Source organism: Heliorestis acidaminivorans (assembly GCF_008933955.1).
GTDB classification, from domain to species: domain Bacteria; phylum Bacillota; class Desulfitobacteriia; order Heliobacteriales; family Heliobacteriaceae; genus Heliorestis; species Heliorestis acidaminivorans.
In genome coordinates this window covers 292,514-313,605 of sequence record NZ_WBXO01000002.1, presented here as the reverse complement: position 1 = coordinate 313,605, position 21,092 = coordinate 292,514, and the positions used below count along the sequence as shown (strand labels likewise).

The following is a 21,092-nucleotide window of genomic DNA, read 5'->3' as shown; positions in this document are numbered from 1 at the left end:
CTGCTTTATAACTTCTCTAACTCCGCTAGGACCCAATTACGATCACGAAAAACCTTCGGTACAGTATGCCACATTCTATCGTAGATGTGATAAAAAGCATTAACCACAGTAGGCTCAAGGGCAGAAGCGGCATAAGGAAAAGTATCATCGCTCGACCAGGCGAGGACAGAATTATTTTTTTCCACCCATAACTGCACAGGCATAGAAGTAGCAATCTCATGGCAGGAGATTAGGGCAATCTCCCAATGAGCATTCTCCTTAATTCGTCTGCTCATAACTTGAATACTTTGCATAAAGTGCTTTTTAGTAACTTCAATAGGCATACCTAGTAATGCCGATAAGAGAGGATCAATTCTATATTCAAGGCTAGCAAGGTTTTTCAATTCTTCTAGATGATAAAACTGTCTATTTGTGCAGTCGTTATATAAAAGAGCGGTCATACGTTGATGATACTGGAGACATTTTTCGACAGTTAACTTATCAGCCTTATTAGCAGAGAGAACTTCTTGCAAAATAGCTTCGGAAGAAGCTAACAATAGAGGTAACTTAACATAAAAGTAAGCATCATTGCGATGAAACTGCTTAGAATCAACTAAATCGAAGAGTTCCATAGCTTCGTGAACAGCTGTTAGCTCCACAAGAGGGCGGCACTTTGCTTGCATATGCTTAAATATCCAGGTACATTGCTCTACCGTAAACAAATCAGTATGTAAGGCGCTGTAACGATTATGGCTAGGATTATCTGATGTCATGCCCGTAATAGCTAAAGCCTTTGGCACGATAAAGAGCGTGGTAGGGAAAGTAAGATCAGAATAAAGAGGATAATAGAAAGACTTAACCCTGCCTGTAAGGTGTAAAGGAAGCCATTCTGTAATAATAGAATCTACTACACTTCCTTTATTCGCAGACCAAGAAATAATCAGCAACTGGGCCTTAGATGCTATAGCATCAGTAACAGAAATAGAACTAATGCAAGGCTACCCTGATGGAACTTTTGCTCCCTTAAAACCGATAAGTCGCGCTGAAACTTCAGTGATTATAGATAAAGCTAAAGCAATTATAGAGCAACAAAAGGACTCTTCTACTAGCAGTACAAAAGAGATAAATGAAGAAAGCAAGGGAAAAGTTAGCGAGGGCCAGGAAAACCTTACCGAAGAAGCTGATAGAGCCGGAAAAAGTGGAGGCCTCAGCGGTGGAGGATCTGTAACAGGGAGCGGTAGTTCGACCCCTAGTACAACAGAATTAACTCCAACAGAACCAAAGCAAGAAGATAAAGTCACAGAAGAAGCTAAAGCTACAGAAAAAGCCTTAACTCAAAGTGTATCAGCTTCTGAAGAAGCACAATCAATTTCTCATGGAACTCTCACCGTCACCATACCAGCTGGGTTACTGGAAGGCACAGAAGAAGTTACCATTGCCCCTTTAGAAAAAGCGCCCTCACCAATTCCCAGCGCCCTAGGTGAACCAATAGCCCTCTACGACGTAACCATTGGGGCCTTAAGTGAATTTACAGACCCTATTGCTCTAACCATACCTTACGATCCCTCCGTAATACCGGAAGGCTGGCATCCTCAAGAAGTATTAAGTGGTCTACACTGGGATGAAAAGCTTCAACAATGGCACCAAGTACCTATCGGAGTGAATGAAGAAGAGCAAAAATTAACCTTCTATACGAAAAACCTTTCTCCCGTAGCAGTAAGCGTGCAAAAAGAAGGACTGGGCCGCCATGAAAATGCCCAATTTCGCGTAATTTACAACAATAATAACAACACTTTCTGTCCCTGCTGGGCTGATCAAGAAGCAATGGCTCAAGACGTCCTAAAAGCCTTAACAGAAGCACACAATGTCTATGTAACATCAATGGGCTTCAAAGAGCCTGGCTTTATGACCAAATCAACCTTAGCAGGAGGTAGAATTCTTGTCTTCTTAGGTAATTTCTTAGAAAGTGAATATAGTCCTCTGACAGGCTATATCTATCTCAGTAATATTCAAGTAGCACCGCACGGCAAAATCGATCTAAAACACGAAGCGGCTCACGAATACTTCCATGCTATTCAAAACCAATACTTCAACGTCTATGGCTTAGGTGCTCGGCGCTGGTGGGTAGAAGCAACAGCTGACTATGCCGCCGGTGGCATCATAGGTACGAGAAGATTTGCAGAAATCGATGAAAAATTCTTTAACCACCCCCTCTATTACAACCCTGACATTGGAGATCAACACAAATACCAAGTGGCACAATTTATTGATTATCTAGTACAAAAAGAAGGCGTCAACTTCAAAGCTCTCTGGGATCATGTAGCAGAACGTACCCTCGTCTACGACAATATTAAGTACTACTTAAGTACCAACGCCGGTGCTACCTTAAGCGAACTATATAGAAACTTTGCCCGTTATACTTTCTTTAGTGCAGATAGCTCCGTAACGAAAGCACCTAATACAATGGGAACAGAAGAGAAGATGACTCTTGATAGCAAAGTATTAACTCATAACGCAAGCCTTTCACCAGACAACACAGCTAAGCTTTGGATTGTGCAAGCTGACATTGATAGTACAGCAGGAGCACGTAGCCTAGAAGTAAAAATAAATAAAGACTTAGGAGCGCACCTATTCGTAGATCTTTTCGTTTTGAACAACAACGAACGCCTACCAGGAAAACCACTTCCTTTGCAATCGCTCTACAAGAGCAGTGAAGCGGCTATGGTCAGTTTGTCACCTGGAGATAGCTTATACGTCTTAACAAGTAACGGTGGCACTAGTCAAGATAGCGTGACCATAACAATACGCGATGCTAACGTTGATCTAACCATCAACCCTGCTGAAATTCTCGATGCTGAGGAAGGAAAAGAATATACTTTCAACGTAGAAGCAACCAATCTACCTGAATCGGTGCAACAAGTCGCTTTTTCATGGAATGCAGGAACAGAAAGGGAAGACAGCACCGGTGAAGAAATAAGTACAGTACAAAACGGAAATGCCTCTGCAAGAATCACCTACCAGTACAAGATGAGCCCACAAGACGAAATAACTGGCCAAGAAGAAGCAGAATATACCTTCTCAGTAAACCTTATCAACCAAGAAGACAATAGTCCCATCATGCATAAAACTGCCCGAGTAATAGTAAAAACAGGAGAAAAAAGCGTCTCCATTTTACCACCAAGAATCATCACCTATGCTTTAGCGGAAGGGGCTACAGAAGCTGAACACACCTTTGAAGCCCACGCTACACCAGAAGGAGAATACCGCTTCGAATGGGATTTTGATGATGGCACAGAACTCTTTAATGAAGTAACAGAAGGAAACTCAAAGGTAAATCACACTTACAAAGAACTAGGAATCTACAGTCCCACCGTGAAAATCTACAATGAGCACAACATTTTACTAGCAGAAGACTCCATAAAAGTAATCTTAGAAGTCAGTGGCAACTGGCGCTGTCCTATCCTAGTAAGTGAAGAAGAGTTAATCAATAGGGGCTATAGCTATGATAGCGGTCTAAGATGGAAGTCACCAGAAGGAGAAGCGATTCTACATGGATTAGCCTCTCGATCGATTAGTATGTCTGGAGCAAATTGGGAAACAGGCTACTTTAACCTAGGAGAACGTTGTGGCACCTGGACGCGCTGGTATGATCAGGAAGATGGTAAGAAAAGCTCCGAGTGGAGCTATAAAAATGGTAAAATGCATGGCACCTTACAGAGATGGTACGAAAATGGCACTCTTTCTACAGAAGAATTTTGGAATGAAGGCCAGCGTACAGGAACTTGGACACAATGGTTTGAAAATGGAGAAAAATGGACCCAAAGGTCTCATAATGAAAATGGCCAGATCGACGATATCTTTTATCAATGGCATGCCGATGGCAGTCGAGAAGAAAGTACTATGAAAGATGGTAGCCAAGATGGTCTCTATCGTGCCTGGTACCCCAATGGTAACTTAAGTGTAGAAGGCTACCACCATAATGGCCGACGAGTATGCTCATGGACTTTCTATAAAGCTGATGGAACAGTAGACTACAAGTACCCCTTTTACACTTCTCCCAATCCCCACTGTGACTATTAAGACAGAAAAAAGCCCATCTCAACAAAAATTGAGATGGGCTTTTTCCATAAGAAATAGCAAACATTAATACCTTGCATTAGGTGAGGCTTTGAAGAGCTTCTTCCAATAGGCCCGAAGCTTCATCTTCGTCAATGCCTTTGACCAATGCCAGCTCACTAATAAAAATTTGCCGCGCATTGTCAAACATAGACTTATCACTCGTCGTCAGGGAACGCTTTGAGCCCATACGAGCTAGATCACGAATCACCTGCGCCCCTTCATATATATCGCCACTTTTCATTTTGTTCATGTTAGTGCGATAGCGCTGTGAAGGGCTGAGCGATGCGATAGAATCCTCCTCTTGAAAAGTAGTCATCAGAACGTCTTCAACCATATTGGCATCGACGACCGGTCTGATAGCTACCTTCGAGCCCTGCGGAAACATCACTTGCATGTTGCCAATCGTAACGACATAATAATACTGCTTATTGCCAAGAATCTCTTTTTCCTCAATTGCCTCGATCACACCGGCTCCATGCATAGGATACATAACCTTATCACCTACGAGAAACATGAAGCCACACCTCCTCAAGTGTATGTTACTAATATAACATAAGTTGAGCGCAATAGCAAATATAACATCTTAACATAACCATTCAAAGAATGTCAACAGACTTTCGATGATTTAAAAAAAGAGCAGGATTCAAAAGAAAGGTGCAGAAAAACCAATAAAGGTGCAAAATATTATCAAAAAGAAATACAAGCAAAGCGAGTACAATAAACCTTGAAAGGATCAAAGCATGAGCAAAACTCTTGTCTTAGCGGAGAAGCCTTCTGTAGGAAAAGACTTAGCCCGCCTTCTCCAATGTAACGGCAAAAGGAAAGGATACTTTGAAAGCGATCGCTACATCGTAACCTGGGCCTTAGGTCACCTCGTCACACTAGCGGACCCTGAAAGCTATGACGAAAAATATAAATCTTGGCGCATTGAAGATCTCCCGCTCCTACCACAGCAACTCAAGCTAGTAGTCATCAAAGAAAGCAGTGGTCAATTTCGAACAGTCAAAGAACTACTACAACGACAAGATGTAAAAGAAATCATCTTAGCCACCGATGCAGGCCGTGAAGGAGAACTAGTTGGACGCTGGATCTTAGAAAAAGCAAATGTAAAAAAACCACTTAAGCGCCTCTGGATTTCTTCCGTCACCGACAAAGCCATCCGGGAAGGCTTTCAAAAACTAAAAAATGGTAAAGAGTACGAAAACCTTTACGCCTCTGCCGTGGCGCGTTCAGAAGCAGACTGGCTTGTCGGCATCAATGCCACTAGAGCCTTAACCTGCAAATTCAATGCTCAACTTTCCTGTGGCCGCGTGCAAACGCCTACCTTAGCCATCATTGCCAAACGAGAAGAAGAGATCAAAAATTTTCAACCACAAACTTACTACACTATCTTAGCAACAGCTCAAGTAACAGAAAGAACTTCGAATTTACAACCCCTACAGCAGGGACAAAACCATAATACCCAGAATCTCCAACTAAAACTGCACTGGCAAGACCAAAAAACTAAAGACCTTAAAAGCTTCGATAAAAATCGCAGTGACCAAATCTTACGTAAACTACAAGGCCAGACAGGTAAAGTCATCGAAGTGAGCAAAAAAGCGAAAAAAAGCTACGCCCCAGCCCTTTATGACCTAACAGAATTGCAACGAGATGCCAACAAACTTTTCGCTTACTCAGCCAAAGAAACACTCTCTATCTTGCAAAAGCTTTACGAACAACACAAAATTCTTACCTATCCACGTACAGACTCCCGTTACATTTCTAGCGACATGGTAGATACCTTAAAAGAAAGAATCAAAGCGTCTAGTCACGGCCCATACGCCGCCAAAGCGGCCCAGATCTTAAGAAAACCCCTACAAGTAAGCAAAGCTTTCGTAGATGACAGCAAAGTATCCGATCATCATGCTATCATCCCTACGGAAGAAACAGTCTTTCTAAACAAACTGACAGATAAAGAACGCAAAATCTACGACCTAGTAGTAAAACGCTTTCTAGCAGTCTTCTATAGGCCTTTTGAATACGAACAAATCACCATGACCGCACAAATCGGAGATGAAAGATTCATCGCCAGAGGCAAAAGAATACTCCAAAGAGGCTGGAAAGAAGTTTACGATCACTTTAATGACCAAGAGGATGACGAAGAAGAGCGAGACAAAGAAGCCAACTTAACAGATCAAAACTTACCAGAATTACAAGCACAACAAAGTCTCACCATCAGCCACCTTAACCAAAAAACAGGAGAAACTAGACCACCAGCCTATTTTAATGAGGGAACACTACTCACAGCCATGGAGAACCCTGTGCCTTACATGAAGGGAGAAAAAGCTGACCTAGTCAAAACACTAGGTGAAACAGGCGGACTCGGTACCGTTGCTACTCGTGCTGATATTATCGAAAAACTCTTCAACAGCTTTCTCCTCGAGAAAAAAGGTAAAGACATTCACATCACCTCCAAAGGTCGTCAACTCCTCGAACTAGTTCCTAGCGATCTTCAATCACCAGCTCTTACAGCTCAATGGGAGCAAAAGCTGAGCGCAATTGCCAAAGGTACCTTACCCAAAGGTGTCTTCGTTAACGAAATGAAAAAGTACGCTCAGGCTGTAGTAGAAGAAATCAAAAAAAGCGAAAAAAGCTTCAAGCATGATAACCTGACAGGTGAAAAATGTCCCCAATGTGGCAAAAAAATGCTTCAAGTTAACAGCAAAAAAGGACAACTCCTCGTCTGTCAGGATCGAGAATGTGGTCAAAGAAAAAATATAGCCAAAACAACAAATGCCCGCTGTCCTGAATGCAAGAAGAAACTAGAATTGCGCGGCCAAGGGGAAAGTCAGATCTTCTACTGCAAATGCGGCTATAGAGAAAAACTAGCAGTCTTCCAGGAAAGAAGAAAAAAAGACCCCAGCAAAGTTTCCAAGCAAGATGTATCAAAATACCTACAAAAACAGAAAAAAGAAGCTCAAGAGCCAATCAATAATGCCTTAGCCGAAGCACTGGCTAAATTAAAAGGTTCTTTATAAGAAAAGTTTGATAAGCAAAGGTCGCTATGAACAAGACATAGCGGCCTTTTTTACTTTCTGTAAAAAAATAAAAAATAAACCAACAAAATAGAAAAAAGATATTCTTAAGCAGATTCACCATGATATGATATAAATACAACACCATTTCCAAGTAAGAGCTACATAAAAATGGCAACCTTTTTTCTTGTGTCTTATCAAAACAAAGGAGGCTCGGTAAGTGAAAAGTTTACAGACCAGAATTGTGCTCCTGTTCTCGGCCTTTATTTTAATATCAAGCCTACTATTATCGACCCTACTATATCAAAGCTTTTCCAACCTCGTTCTAGATATCGTTACAGAACAAGCCAAAAGCACAGGTGAATATGCGATCCAAAAAATAGACCAACAGAAGCACCAAAAAGTAATGACAGCAATGAGTGAAACAGAAGAGTACAAAGAACTTCGAAGCCTACTGAATGAGATCAGAGAATCTGCAGGCGCTGAGTATCTATACACATTGACGAGAAAAGCAGTACCAGGTGGATACGAATATTACTACATCGTTGATGGCTTACCATTAGATGACGACTCAGCCTCTGAAATCGGCTACGTAGAAGAGAACATCGATGAGTTTCCGCTGATGGTCAAAGTTTTTGAAAGCGGTGAAAAACAAACAGAAGTAACTGTTACCGATGATTACGGTACACTTGTTTCTTTTTACTATCCTTTAAAAAATGAAAAAGGCGAAGTTACAGCTATTCTTGGTTCAGATCAAAAAGTAGATCATATATTTCAAATGTTTAATACTGCTAAAACTAAGATGGTCATCACGATTGCCGCCATCTTACTTATAAGCCTCCTTATGATCATTCTTTTTGCTCGTTACCTCGTCAACCCCTTGAAAAAACTTAGCCATGAAGTAGAACAGTTACGAAGAGGCCAGTTAAGCAGAAATTTTGATACAACTAGAAAAGATGAAATCGGCGCTCTTGCTACTGTTTTTCAACAAATGGTGCAAGACTTAACAGCAATGATTCAAGGCATCAGCAAAACGGCAGAACAGCTCAACAGTGCTTCCCAAGAACTTGCGCTAACAAGTGAAAAAACAGTCGATAGCGCCAATCAAGTCACCACTAGTAGCAACGATCTAGCCAGTGGTGCGGAAAAGATGGCAGGAACAGCCCAAGAAAGCGTAAGAACAATGGAATTCATGGCCAGAGACGTCGACCATATCGTAAAGACAACAAAGACTGTTACCAATTCATCGGCAGAAACAAGACAAACAGCCCAAAAAGGCACAGAAATCATTGAAACTGCAGAACGACAAATGGATTCCATCATCAAATCCGTCAACCAATCTCGTACCGTAACGAAAGTACTACAAGGTCGTTCTCAAGAAATAGAGAAAATCGTACAGGTAATTACCAACATTGCGGAACAGACCAACCTACTAGCCCTGAACGCCGCCATAGAAGCGGCCCGAGCAGGAGAACACGGCAAAGGCTTTGCAGTAGTAGCTAATGAAGTCAAGAAATTAGCAGAACAATCGAGGCAATCGGCCGATCAGATTGTCGACTTAATCGGAGAAGTACAGAAAGAAACTAACCATTCCGTCGAAGCTATGGAAAAAGTCGCCCAAGAAGCTCAAGCTGGATTAGAAGTAGTCAACAATGCGGGCAACAATTTTGTAACCATCGCCCAGGCCATTGAAGAAATGAATAATCAAATCAGCGGAATTCAAAAAATGGCAGAGCAAATCGCTACAAGATCGCAAGAAGTAGCTAACGCAGTCCGTGATACAGCTTATATTGCCGAGGACTCCCTAGCTAGCACTCAGGAAGTAGCGGCTATCACAGAAGAACAGCTTTCCCTTGCCCAGAATGTTTCCACATCAGTCCATACCTTGAATCGCCTTGCTCAGGAAGTAGTAGCATTGACGAGCAAATTTCACTTAAAAAAACCTTGACAGTAAGAGCAAAAAGGGTAAAATAAAACTACACCATTTGAGTATACTTTTACCACGAACTATTTTAAGTTGCGAGGCACTTTTATGAGAATCACGCAAGAAGCAGATTATGCGCTGAGGGTAATCGCTTTTCTAACCGAAGAAGGCTACGGGCAAATCATAGAAGCAAAAAAAATTGCCGAAAAGCAAGCCATACCTCTTCGCTTTGCCTTAAAACTGCTTAGAAAACTACAACAAGCTGGACTGATTCGTTCTTATCGAGGAATTAACGGTGGCTATGCTCTCAACCGCATACCTCAACAGATTTCATTAAAGGATGTCATCGAAGCAATTGAAGGCCCTATTTACGTCAACAACTGCCTTTGTGACATTGCCTATTGCAACTTAGTCACAGAAGGAACGCACTGTCAGGTCCACTTAGCTCTTGCTAAAATTCAAGAAAGTCTGCTCAATGATTTAGAAAAAGTAAATTTTGAAGATTTACAGAAGAAGAAATAAAGTTAAGCCAGAAGAACTAAGGCAACACAGAAGAAATTAGCTTTTAAGCATCTTAATTAAGGAGAACAACAATTGTTCTCCTTTTGCTAGGCCTAAAAGTATACCAAAAAGGTACAGTTTCAGAAAAGATAAAAAGGAGAAAGAAGACTTATGACAATCTGCAAATCGGCTGATCAAAAACTAGAACAATACATTGCCACTAAAGGAGAAGAAACATCTTTTCACAGAGTAGAAGCACAAAAAGCAAAATGTAGCTATGGTCTACAAGGAGTATGTTGTAAGCTCTGCTCTAACGGACCTTGTAAAATTACGAAAGCTTCACCTCGTGGTGTTTGTGGAGCTACTGCGGACACCATAGTTGCCAGAAACTTTCTGCGCTCTGTGGCCGCGGGTTCTGCTTGTTATATCCATATTATTGAAAAAACCGCCAAAAATTTAATCACCCTGGGAGAACAAGAAAAGACACTCCGAGGAGCTAGCAAACTCCATGAGCTTGCCGCTCTGTTAAACCTAAATATCTCGGAAAAAACAACAAACCATCAAATAGCAGTCCAAGTAGGACAAAAAATTCTAGCTGACCTTTACAAAGCAAGAGAAGAAAAAATGGAACTTGTCGCCCCCTTAGCTCATCCCCAACGTTACGACAAATGGCAAGAACTCAACATAGTTCCTGGCGGCGCTAAAGCGGAAGTTTTTGACGCTATTGTCAAGACATCAACTAACTTAAACAGTGATCCTATTGATATGCTTTTACATGCCTTAAGCCTAGGCATTTCCACAGGACTTTACGGCCTTACCCTGACCAACTTAGTTAACGACGTCATCATGGGCGAACCAGTAATTCGTCAAGCTTCCGTAGGCTTTAAAGTAGTAGACGAAAACTACATCAACATCATGATCACAGGTCACCAGCACAGCATGCTGGCCGACTTACAAGATAGGCTTACTTCTCCCGAAGCTCTTACCCAAGCGCAAGAAGTAGGCGCCCAAGGTTTTAAAATCATTGGCTCTACCTGTGTCGGTCAAGACTTACAAGTACGGGGTGAGCACTGTAAGGAAGTCTTTGCTGGTCATACAGGCAACAACTTTACCAGCGAACCTCTCATCACCACTGGAGCAATTGACCTGCTCTTATCTGAATTTAACTGCACCGTACCAGGCCTAGAACCACTAGTCGAAAAATACAAAGTCAAGCAAATCTGCTTAGACGATGTAGCCAAAACAGCTAACGCAATTCACAACCCTTTTACCATGGAAAAAGCGGCCACTATATCAGAATACATTATGGAACAGGCCATAAAAAGCTATAAAGAAAGAAGAAGCCAGATCACTATCGACATCCCCAAAGATCATGGCTATGACGACGTTGTCACTGGTCTGAGCGAAAAATCATTACGTCAATTCCTCGGCAACAGTTGGCAACCACTTATTGAACTAATTGCCGCTGGCAAAATAAAAGGCCTTGCGGCCGTCGTGGGATGCTCCAACGTAACTAACTTAGGCCACGACGTCTTCACCGTAGGCTTGACGGAAGAACTAATCAAAAATGACATCCTCGTTTTATCAGCTGGTTGCTCTAGCGGTGGCTTAGAAAACGTAGGCCTCATGTCACCTTCTGCCGCCGCCAAAGCAGGTGCTAACCTACGAGAAGTTTGCGAAAGCCTAGGCATTCCGCCAGTTTTGAACTTCGGCCCCTGTCTGGCAATTGGACGCTTAGAAATGATCGCCCTTGAACTAGCCGAAGCACTGAACATAGACATACCACAACTACCGCTTGTCCTATCAGCACCTCAATGGCTGGAAGAACAAGCCCTAGCCGATGGTGCTTTCGGCCTAGCTCTAGGCTTACCGCTACACCTAGCCTCGCCTCCCTTCATCACCGGAAGCGACACCGTTACGAAAGTACTGACAGAAGACCTAAAAAGCCTAACCGGCGGTTATGTAATCGTGGAAGGCAATATCGAATCAGCGGGAGCTAAGCTCAATGCAATCATTGAAGAGCGCAGAACAGCCTTAGGCTTGTAATAAGAGTCCATAGGATAAGCACAGAGAACAGAGAGATTAAAGAGAAGTGTAAACATTGTTAATATAGTTATAAGCAGACTAATAACCAAAAGGTCTGCTTTTTTCTTTTTTCATCGTTGTAACTTGGCATAAAAGGTAAAATTATATACAATGACAAAAATGTACTCGTAGCGCAACTAAATATTAAGAACAGCAGTGACTAATCATGCCTAAAAGTCTGATAAAGGATGAATTCAATGCCCTTTGAGCAAAGACCACAGGTCACAGAGCTTCCTACCTCTTTTGAGAAACGCATGCAAGAACAACTGAGCCCTCAAGACTATCAGGCCTTTTTGCAAAGCTTTGAGACCACCCCTGCACAAGGCCTGCGCCTTAACCCTCTTAAAATTACAGAACTAAAAAACTACCTAGAATCGCAAAAATCTAATGAATTCAAGCCTTCCAACAGTACCTCCTCCTTTCTTGCCCACCTTCCTTTCCAACTACGTCCCGTCCCTTGGTGTCCTACAGGCTATTACTACAGTCGCCAAGACAGACCAGGAAAACACCCCTATCACGCCGCCGGACTCTACTACATACAAGAGCCCAGCGCCATGACGGTTGTAGAAGTCTTAGCCCCTAAGCCTGGTGAACGCATCCTCGACCTCTGCGCCGCCCCAGGCGGCAAATCTACCCACATTGCCGGCTACCTGGCTAATCAAGGCCTCCTCGTGGCCAACGAAATCAACAACAAGCGAGTCCGCATTCTTGCAGAAAACCTCGAACGTTGGGGTGCTCGCAACTGCATTATTACTAACGAAAATCCCGAAAAACTGACAAAAGCCTTCCCTGCTTTTTTCGACAAAATCGTTATCGACGCTCCTTGTTCAGGAGAAGGTATGTTCCGAAAACTACCTGAAGCACTAGAAGATTGGACAGAAGAAAAGGTAGAACAATGTGCTATTATGCAAAAAGATATCCTCCATCAAGCCGCCTTAATGTTGCGACCAGGCGGCATCATTGTCTACTCTACATGTACTTTTTCCAGAAGAGAAAACGAAGAGCAAATTGAAAGCTTCTTAGCCCACCACGAGGACTTTGAAAGTAAAAGCATTAGTAGTCCCGCTTTTTTTCTAACTGAAAAGAAAGCAGGCCTAGCAAGCAGTACCCTGCGACTGTGGCCTCATGAAATCGAAGGCGAAGGACACTTCATCGCCCTTTTGCAAAAAAAAGCAAAAGGAGAAGAAGAGTGCCAAATTGATAAGTCTCACAATGGTAAAGATTTCGATTATCACCGAAAAGATAGTAACTGCCAAGAAGATAGCTTCACCATAGCAGAAAGCAAAACTGCAACAATGGTTCGCACAAAAGAGAAAAAAGGCAAAAAAACAGGAAAAACCAAAGAAAAGAAAGAAGAAAAAGAGGCAATAAAAGCATCGGAGCGGGCAACAGCAGAAGCCCTTACTTTTTTTGATGAATTTTGCATAGCTACATTAGGCTATACAGTGCCTGTCGAAGCGACCTTATTAGGCGAACAACTTTACGGCTGGCCTCAAGAAAAGGTCGAAAAAGTTCTCAGTAGCAAAGAGTCTATTTGTCGAGAAGAAGTTCATCAAAAAGATCATGCTCTACCTGCTCATGCTCATGATCACGAAGACTTGAAAAGTTTACAAAAGCGTCTAGAAGGGATAAAGTTTCTCCGTCTAGGCTGGCACTTAGGCACTATCAAAAGAGATCGCTTTGAGCCTGCCCACGCCTTCGCTTTATCTTTAACAGCCGAAGGATGCCAGAAGAAGATCAACTTTTCTTCCCAAAGCGAAGAAATCTATCGCTACCTAAAAGGTGAAAGCTTGCTTATCGATGCTAACCAACAAGGATGGCACCTCGTCACCGTCGATAACTACCCTTTAGGCTGGGGCAAAGCCGTGCAAGGGCAACTGAAAAACCACTACCCCAAAGGCCTGCGCTGGCTTTAAAACCAATGAAAAAGCTTGCTATACTGGAAATTGTGGCATACTACAAGCGCCCACAGCTTTCAAAAAAAGGAGCGTTGAAGTGGAAAAAAACTGGATTTTTCTCAAAACCATTAAAATATTAGCAGACCTGCCTGACGATAAACTGAAAGAAATAGCTACAAAGTTCGGAGAAAGAACCTACAAGAGAAGAAGTCAACTGATGCACGAAGGAGAGCCTTTAGACGGTATCTACTTCATCATCAAAGGTAAAGTTAAACTATCCAAAATGAACCCAGACGGTCAAGAAAAAGTCGTCGCCGTCGTCCGCGAAGGTGAAATCTTAGGGGAAATCGTTGCTTTTGACGGAGGACCTTGTCCTTACACAGCAGAAACAATGGAAGAAGTGCGAGCGGCCTTCTTAACGATCAAAGACTTCAATGAAATCGTCATAAACCACGCTTCTGTCACCATGGCATGCTTGCAAGAAAGTTCCTTGCGCTTGCGCAAAGCTTATCGCCATATGAAAAACTTAGCTCTCCTAGACACTTTTGGTCGCGTAGCGGCTCACCTTTTCAAAATGACTAGAGATTATGGCGTCAAGGAAGATAGGGGTATTCGCATAGACTTTAACATTACAAGACAAGAAATGGCTCAATTCGTAGGCACATCACGAGAAACAGTCTCACGAGTCCTTGCCGAATTCGAAAGGGCAGGAATTCTACAAGTAGATCGTCATGAGATCGTAGTCCTAGATATAGAAGAACTACGAGAACGAGCCAGCGGAGGCAGGAAAAACAGCTCTTCTAACGAATGGTAACAGAACCACAGAAAGAGGCCAGAAGAATGAAGAAATCGGTGCTCGTCTCCGTGCTAGGCACACAAAAAAACGAATTTGGTGAAATAGACCGCATTGAACTACTTACGCCAGGAACTTTTTTTATTAGAGATGGCTCCTACTACATCGTCTATAAGGAAACAGAAATCACAGGCATGGAAGGCACGACTACAACGGTAAAAGCAGAGCCTCACCTAGTGACTCTTAACCGCATGGGAACACAAGATCTCAAACAAACTTTTGAAGAACAAGTTCCTAATGCCAGCCTTTACGTTACTCCCTATGGCTCCATGAACCTCACCGTCATTCCCTCAAAAGTACAAGTTTCCATTAGCGACGAGGGCGGCATCATTGACCTTGCTTATGAACTACAAGTAGATCAGAGAAAAATAAGTGACAACACCTTAACCTTACAGATCACGGTGAAGGAGGCGCGAAAATAAGGTGAACTTCGTTGAAAAAATAAGAAAACAGCTCCAGAAATCTATTGAAGAGGCCCTGCACAAAGCGCAAAAAGCAGGAGACCTCAACTTTGAAAACATACCGACGCCCATAAACTTAGAAGTACCAAGAGAAAAGCAACATGGTGACTTTGCCACTAATATCGCCATGATCATGGCCAAATCAGCGCGTATGAACCCCCGCATGGTAGCAGAAAAAATTGTCCAACACTTTGACAAAGGAAGCCTTATCCAAGACCTGCAAGTAGCAGGGCCTGGCTTTATTAACTTTACCTTAGACCATAGCTGGCTTTATGAGGTATTGCCAGCAGTACAAGAACAAGACGCCAAATACGGCGCCTCCGACATTGGCGCAGGTAAAAAAGTACAAGTAGAATTCGTCAGCGCTAACCCCACAGGCTTACTTCACATGGGTAACGCCCGTGGTGCTGCACTAGGAGATACCTTAGCTAACCTGCTTAACATGGCAGGCTATGAAGTAACAAAAGAGTTTTACATTAACGATGCAGGCAACCAAATCGAAAACTTCGCCAAATCACTAGAAGCCCGCTATCTAGAACTCCTAGGGCAAGAAGTTCTATTTCCTGAAGAAGGCTACCACGGACAAGACGTCATCGACACCATGGCTCGCCTCATCGAAAAAGATGGCGACAAATACTTACAAATGGATCGAGAACTGCGCCGAGAACTGCTCGTTAAGTACGCCTTACAAGAAAAACTAAAAGGTATTGCTACAAGCCTTGAGAACTTTGGTGTTCAATACGACATCTGGTTTTCTGAACAAAGCCTCCATGACGAAGGAGCTATTGAAAAAACGCTGGAACAATTGCGTCAAAATGGTTATATTTATGAAAATGAAGGAGCTCTTTGGTTTAAAGCTACAGCCGTAGGCGAAGAAAAAGACGAAGTACTCGTTCGCTCCAATGGTATACCAACTTACTTTGCCGCTGACATAGCCTACCACAAAAACAAATTTGACCGTCAATTTGACTGGGTCATCAACATCTGGGGAGCGGACCATCACGGACACGTATCGCGCATGAAAAATGCTGTCAAAGCTTTAGGGTATGACCAAGACAAATTGGACATCATTTTAATGCAACTAGTTCGCTTGCTAAAAGGTGGAGAAATTGTACGCATGTCCAAGCGTACAGGACAGTATATAACATTAGATGAACTTGTTGAAGAAGTAGGCAAAGACGCCGCAAGATTTTTCTTTGTCATGCGCAGTGCTGACTCACACCTTGACTTTGACCTTGACTTAGCCAAAAGTCAGTCAGCCGAGAACCCTGTCTATTACGTACAGTATGCCCATGCCCGTATCTGCTCCATCTTGCGGACAGCCCAAGAAGCCGGATACAAAGTACCGGAAACGAAAACAGAACAAGCACCTAAGTACAACCTACTAACTCATCCTGCAGAGCTGGCCTTGTTGCGTAAAATAGTAGACTTACCAGACGAAGTGGCTCGAGCCGCTACAGCGATGGAACCCCATCGTATGGCGCGCTATGCACAAGACCTAGCTTCCTTATTCCACAGTTTCTACACCAACTGTCGTGTGATCAACGACGAAGAAGAACTGCGCCGAGCTCGACTACTACTCGTTGACGACTCACGCATCGTCTTAAGAAACGTGCTAAACTGGATGGGTTTGACAGCGCCGGAAAGAATGTAGTATATTCTGTTTCATGAAGAATGAGGGAGTGTTGGATTGGTGGCCGAATTGATGGAACATCAAGATTTTGGCCGGAGATTTTCCGAAGCAGAACAAATTGTTCAAGTATTGCGAGAGAAAGGTGAAGCTCTACACTTTCGCGATCTTATAGCAGAAGTTCTGAAAAGAAAGGGTTATGAAAACCCCACAGACATCAAAGCCATGGCCAGGCTTTACACCCAGATGAATCTGGATATGCGCTTTGTCTACCTCGGAGATGGACTCTGGGGACTAAGAAACTGGGCTCCTGCTACAGCAGTCAGAAAAATACCGACAATATCTTTACTAAATAAATCGGTAGATTATGATGATAGTGACGGCGGAGACGATGACGAGTACGGAGAAAAAGACAGTTATTACTCGAGAAATCGCGAAGAAGACTAGAGCGGGCCGATTAGGCTCGCTTTTTCTTGATCCTTTTAGCGACTTTCGGTAGAATAAATGCAGTATGTAAAGAAAGCAGGGCATATGGAAATGCATCAAACAAAATTTATCTTCGTCACAGGTGGCGTCGTATCATCTCTCGGCAAAGGAATCACAGCCGCCTCCCTGGGTCGATTGTTGAAAAGTCGTGGCCTCAAAGTAGCCATCCAAAAATTTGACCCCTACATCAACATTGATCCTGGCACCATGAGCCCATACCAGCATGGTGAAGTCTTCGTAACTGACGACGGCGCCGAGACGGACCTCGACTTAGGTCACTACGAGCGCTTTGTAGACATCAACCTTTCCAAGGCGGCCAACGTAACGACCGGCAAAATTTATTGGTCCGTCATCTCTAAAGAGCGGAAAGGTGAATACCTCGGTGGCACCGTACAAGTTATTCCTCATATCACCAACGAAATCAAAGAACGGGTCTTCCGTATGGCTAGAGAAAACAATCCTGACGTCGTCATTACAGAAGTGGGCGGCACCGTAGGCGACATTGAATCCCTACCCTTTCTCGAAGCCATCCGCCAGATCAAATCAGACATAGGCAGAAATAGAGTTATCTACATCCACGTCACCTTAGTACCATACATCAGTGCAGCAGGCGAACTGAAAACAAAGCCAACCCAACACTCCGTCAAAGAACTTCGCAGTATAGGCATTCAACCGGACGTCATCGTTTGCCGTACCGAGAAATCCTTCCCTAGAGAAGTAGAAGAAAAGCTAGCACTTTTCTGTGACATCGAACCTGATGCAGTTATCCAACTAGTTGATGCTGACTCCATCTATGAAGTGCCTCTACATTTGAAAGAAGAAGGCCTTGACGACATCGTCATCGAAAGACTGGGTCTAGAATGCCAAGAGCCAGACTTGAAAGACTGGGAAGACCTAGTGCACAAAATCAAAAACCCCAAACATCAGATCACCATTGGTCTCGTCGGCAAATACGTCTCCTTGCCAGACGCTTACATGAGCGTCGCCGAATCATTGCGCCACGCAGGCCTCTACCACGACGCAGCCATCAAAATCAAATGGATCTACTCAGCTGACTTAGAAGGCGCTCCCGCCGAAGACTTCCTCGCTGACGTAGACGCTGTTCTCATCCCTGGTGGCTTTGGCGATCGCGGTATCGAAGGAAAAATCAACGCTATTCGCTATGCTAGAGAAAACAAAATCCCCTTACTAGGCATTTGCTTAGGCATGCAACTTTCCGTTATCGAATATGCCCGCAACGTACTAGGTTGGGAAGACGCTCACTCCAGCGAATTCTGTGAAAAAACAAAAAAACCTGTCATCGATCTCTTACCAGAACAAAAAGACGTAGAAGAAAAAGGCGGTACCATGCGCTTAGGTCTCTGGGCTTGCCGCATTGGACGGAACAACAAGACCTGGGATGCTTATCAGGAAGAAGTTATCTACGAAAGACACCGCCATCGCTACGAATTTAACAACCACTACAGAGAAGCCATGGAAGAAGCAGGCCTGATTATCTCCGGCACTTCTCCCGACGGTCGCCTCGTAGAAATTATCGAACTCAAAGACCACCCCTGGTTCGTAGCCTCACAATTCCACCCCGAATTCAAGTCTCGTCCTAACAGACCTCATCCACTCTTCAGAGACTTTATCGGCGCTACAGTAGAGCGGATTACGAAAGACTAAGCAAAGAGGCCTTTTTCGATAGCCTGAACAAATAAAGGTTTCGAAAAGGCCTCTTATGGTTAATGTAAAAATATAACAAATAATAAAAGAAAGGCAGGAGTAGCCTTGCAGGCCTACGAACTGACCATTCAAGACAAAGAAAAATTTAATCGCTTCATGTCCACTCATCCCAAAGGCCACGTATTACAAAGCTGGGAATGGGGAGACGTGAAAGCCAAAACAGGTTGGCAACCTCACCGATTGCTCGTAGAAGATCAAGGACAGGCAGTAGCCGCCGCCTCCATCCTCAAACGGCGCATCCCCGGCTTAGGTAAGCATATTTTCTACGCTCCGAGAGGCCCAGTCATCGATCCAGCCCAACCAGCGGCGGCAGACCATCTCTTGAAAGCTATTGAAGATCTAGCCAAAAGAGAAGACGCCATCTTCTTAAAAATCGACCCCGACATTCCAGATGAAAATGAAGCTTGGAAAAAATTCCTCCAAAGCCGTCACTTTCGGTCCCTCGACAAGGGTGAAGGCTTTGAAGGCGTTCAACCACGCTATGTTTTTCGCCTTGACATATCCGACGATCTAGATAAAATTTTTGCCCGTTTTCACTCGAAAACACGGTACAACATAAGACTATCAGAACGCAAAGGTGTTACCATTGAAGAAAACTGTGGTCGTGACATGTTACCTATCTTCTACGACGTCCTCAAAGTAACAGCTACTCGCGACAAATTCCTCATTCGCTCCTACGAATACTTCGAACAAATCTGGGACAGCCTCGTGCCAGCTGGACAAGCTAAACTATTCATCGCCCGCTACGAAGGAAAAGTCATCGCCGGAACTTTAGCCTTCATCATGGGCGACAAAGCCTGGTACATCTACGGCGCTTCCTCTAACGAACACCGCAACGTCATGCCTAACTACCTCATCCAATGGAAAATGATCTGCTGGGCCAAATCACAAGGTTGTACCCTCTACGACTTCCGCGGCGTCCCCGGGCACGAAGTAGACGAAAGTCACCATCTCTACGGCCTCGTGCGCTTCAAAAAAGGCTTCAGCGGCGACCACGTAGGCTTCATAGGCGAATACGACCGCGTCTACCAACCCTTCTTCTACCACTTCTGGAACTTCGCCGAACCACTATATCAGAATACGATTCGCAAGATACTCTCCATCGTCAGACGGTAAAAAAAATTCTCTAGACAGTGGGAACAGTCCCTTCGTAGGAACTGGCTTCACACTGTCTCGTTATAAAGTAACTAGAGGACAGTGATCAACAATGACCTCGACATGGGTAGAAATCGACCTCGACGCCCTAGCCCACAACGCCAGAACAGTGCGCAAACTAGCAGGCAACAAAATAATCTTCGGCGTCGTTAAAGCCAACGCTTACGGCTGTGGCAGTGTTAAAATTGCCCAATGCCTTGTAAAAAACGGCATCGATCGACTAGCCGTAACGCACGTTCATGAAGGCGTAGAACTGCGTCAAGAGGGCATAGAAGCTCCCATTTTAGTTATGGGGCCCACAGCCCCAGGTGACATGGAAATTCTCCTTCAGCATGAACTAACACCAACCATTTCCACCATAGAAAACCTACAAGCACTTGCCGCAAAAGTTCGCCAACAGGGCTATCAAAAATATCCCATTCATGTCAAAATCGAAACAGGTTTGGGAAGAACGGGCTTATTTCCCTCACAAGTCACAGCCATGATCGAGGCTATTTTGGCCCATCCTGAGATATATTTAGAAGGAGCTTTTACACACCTCGCAACAGCGGCCACAGGAAATCGCACCTTTGTCCATCACCAAGTAGCCGCTTTTAGAGAAGCCATGCACTACATCGAAGATGAAGGCGTCAACGTACCTATCAAACACGTCGCCAACTCTGCCGCTACACTAGCCTACCCCCAATACCATTTTGACGCCGTACGGGCAGGAACATTGCTATACGGACAAAACCCAGGCGTCAGAACTAAAGAAGACATAAAGCTAAAAGAAGTCTGGTCCTTCAAAACCAAAGTAGCCCACCTAGCCGACCTCCCCGCAGGACACGGTGTGGGCTACGGAAGAGCCTTTATCGCCAAGCGCCCCATCAAAATAGCCCTACTCCCTGTAGGCTACGTTGACGGCTTCCAGACCGAACCAGTATCAGTACCAGTAGGCGTCTGGGATCTCACCAAAGTCCTACTCAAAGCAACAGCCGCCTACTTCAGAGTAGGAAACAACGCCCGAGTAGCCCACATCCACGGCAAAAAAGCCCCCGTCGTAGGCAAAGTAGCCATGCAATTCACCATGGTAGACATAACCGACATCCCCAACGTCAAAATAGGCGACATCGTAGACCTCCCAGCAAGAAGAACAATCATCAACGCCACCCTACCAAGAGTATATAAATCTACAGAAGAAGAAAAACAGAAACAGAAACAAGTTGCTACCAACTAGAAAACAACCTCAGCCGTCGCCAGCTTTGCTGGCGGTAACGGCGTGG

The 21,092-nt window shown here is 43.9% G+C and carries 15 protein-coding genes and 1 pseudogene; 14 read left to right on the top strand and 2 right to left on the bottom strand.

The annotated features are described in order from the left end of the window. Positions 1-5: 5 nt before the first annotated feature. Complete coding sequence (locus F9B85_RS04305; RefSeq protein ID WP_151618877.1) at positions 6-926, bottom strand: hypothetical protein; 921 nt, start codon at positions 924-926, stop codon at positions 6-8. Between F9B85_RS04305 and F9B85_RS15020 the strand changes: the two are divergent. Together F9B85_RS15020 and F9B85_RS04300 are read left to right on the top strand one after the other, a co-directional pair. Continuing rightward, positions 916-969 (top strand): annotated as a pseudogene (locus tag F9B85_RS15020) (hypothetical protein); the annotation flags it as partial. The gene F9B85_RS04305 and the pseudogene F9B85_RS15020 overlap by 11 nt on opposite strands. After that, a complete protein-coding gene (locus F9B85_RS04300; RefSeq protein ID WP_243138060.1) occupies positions 970-4,059 on the top strand; it encodes an S-layer homology domain-containing protein in 3,090 nt (1,029 codons plus the stop codon). It abuts the pseudogene before it with no gap. A gap of 76 nt (positions 4,060-4,135) precedes the next feature. Here F9B85_RS04300 and F9B85_RS04295 read toward each other — a convergent pair whose 3' ends face one another. Further along, positions 4,136-4,612 (bottom strand): CarD family transcriptional regulator, encoded by a 477-nt coding sequence (locus tag F9B85_RS04295; RefSeq protein ID WP_151618873.1) that lies wholly within the window; start codon positions 4,610-4,612, stop codon positions 4,136-4,138. A gap of 226 nt (positions 4,613-4,838) precedes the next feature. Between F9B85_RS04295 and F9B85_RS04290 the strand changes: the two genes are divergently transcribed. From F9B85_RS04290 to alr, 12 genes are all read left to right on the top strand, one after another. After that, positions 4,839-7,115 carry a DNA topoisomerase III gene (locus F9B85_RS04290; protein WP_151618871.1) on the top strand — a complete coding sequence of 759 codons (2,277 nt, stop codon included), beginning with the start codon at positions 4,839-4,841 and terminating at the stop codon, positions 7,113-7,115. Positions 7,116-7,332: 217 nt separating this feature from the next. Further along, positions 7,333-9,060, top strand: coding sequence for a methyl-accepting chemotaxis protein (locus F9B85_RS04285; protein WP_151618869.1), 1,728 nt, complete (start codon positions 7,333-7,335; stop codon positions 9,058-9,060). A gap of 84 nt (positions 9,061-9,144) precedes the next feature. After that, the gene (locus F9B85_RS04280; RefSeq protein ID WP_151618867.1) at positions 9,145-9,558 is read left to right on the top strand and encodes an RrF2 family transcriptional regulator; all 414 of its coding nucleotides are present in this window, start codon (positions 9,145-9,147) and stop codon (positions 9,556-9,558) included. A 150-nt stretch (positions 9,559-9,708) separates the two neighbouring features. Then, positions 9,709-11,583: an anaerobic carbon-monoxide dehydrogenase catalytic subunit gene (gene cooS, locus F9B85_RS04275; protein WP_151618865.1), complete on the top strand. Its 1,875-nt coding sequence runs from the start codon at positions 9,709-9,711 to the stop codon at positions 11,581-11,583. Positions 11,584-11,819: 236 nt separating this feature from the next. Next, positions 11,820-13,538: an RsmB/NOP family class I SAM-dependent RNA methyltransferase gene (locus F9B85_RS14730; protein WP_243138059.1), complete on the top strand. Its 1,719-nt coding sequence runs from the start codon at positions 11,820-11,822 to the stop codon at positions 13,536-13,538. Positions 13,539-13,617: 79 nt separating this feature from the next. Further along, a complete protein-coding gene (locus F9B85_RS04260; RefSeq protein WP_151618863.1) occupies positions 13,618-14,334 on the top strand; it encodes a Crp/Fnr family transcriptional regulator in 717 nt (238 codons plus the stop codon). A gap of 26 nt (positions 14,335-14,360) precedes the next feature. Then, positions 14,361-14,795 carry a YwiB family protein gene (locus F9B85_RS04255; protein WP_151618861.1) on the top strand — a complete coding sequence of 145 codons (435 nt, stop codon included), beginning with the start codon at positions 14,361-14,363 and terminating at the stop codon, positions 14,793-14,795. Position 14,796: 1 nt separating this feature from the next. Next, entirely contained in the window at positions 14,797-16,488 is a 1,692-nt protein-coding gene (argS, locus tag F9B85_RS04250) for an arginine--tRNA ligase (protein WP_151618859.1), read from the top strand. Positions 16,489-16,527: 39 nt separating this feature from the next. Further along, positions 16,528-16,911 carry a DNA-directed RNA polymerase subunit delta gene (gene rpoE / locus F9B85_RS04245; protein WP_151618857.1) on the top strand — a complete coding sequence of 128 codons (384 nt, stop codon included), beginning with the start codon at positions 16,528-16,530 and terminating at the stop codon, positions 16,909-16,911. Positions 16,912-17,001: 90 nt separating this feature from the next. Next, positions 17,002-18,615 (top strand): CTP synthase, encoded by a 1,614-nt coding sequence (locus F9B85_RS04240; RefSeq protein ID WP_151618855.1) that lies wholly within the window; start codon positions 17,002-17,004, stop codon positions 18,613-18,615. 105 nt (positions 18,616-18,720) lie between these two features. Next, positions 18,721-19,791 (top strand): lipid II:glycine glycyltransferase FemX, encoded by a 1,071-nt coding sequence (locus F9B85_RS04235; RefSeq protein WP_151618853.1) that lies wholly within the window; start codon positions 18,721-18,723, stop codon positions 19,789-19,791. Between the two features lie 91 nt (positions 19,792-19,882). After that, positions 19,883-21,046, top strand: coding sequence for an alanine racemase (gene alr, locus F9B85_RS04230; protein ID WP_151618851.1), 1,164 nt, complete (start codon positions 19,883-19,885; stop codon positions 21,044-21,046). Positions 21,047-21,092 lie beyond the last annotated feature (46 nt).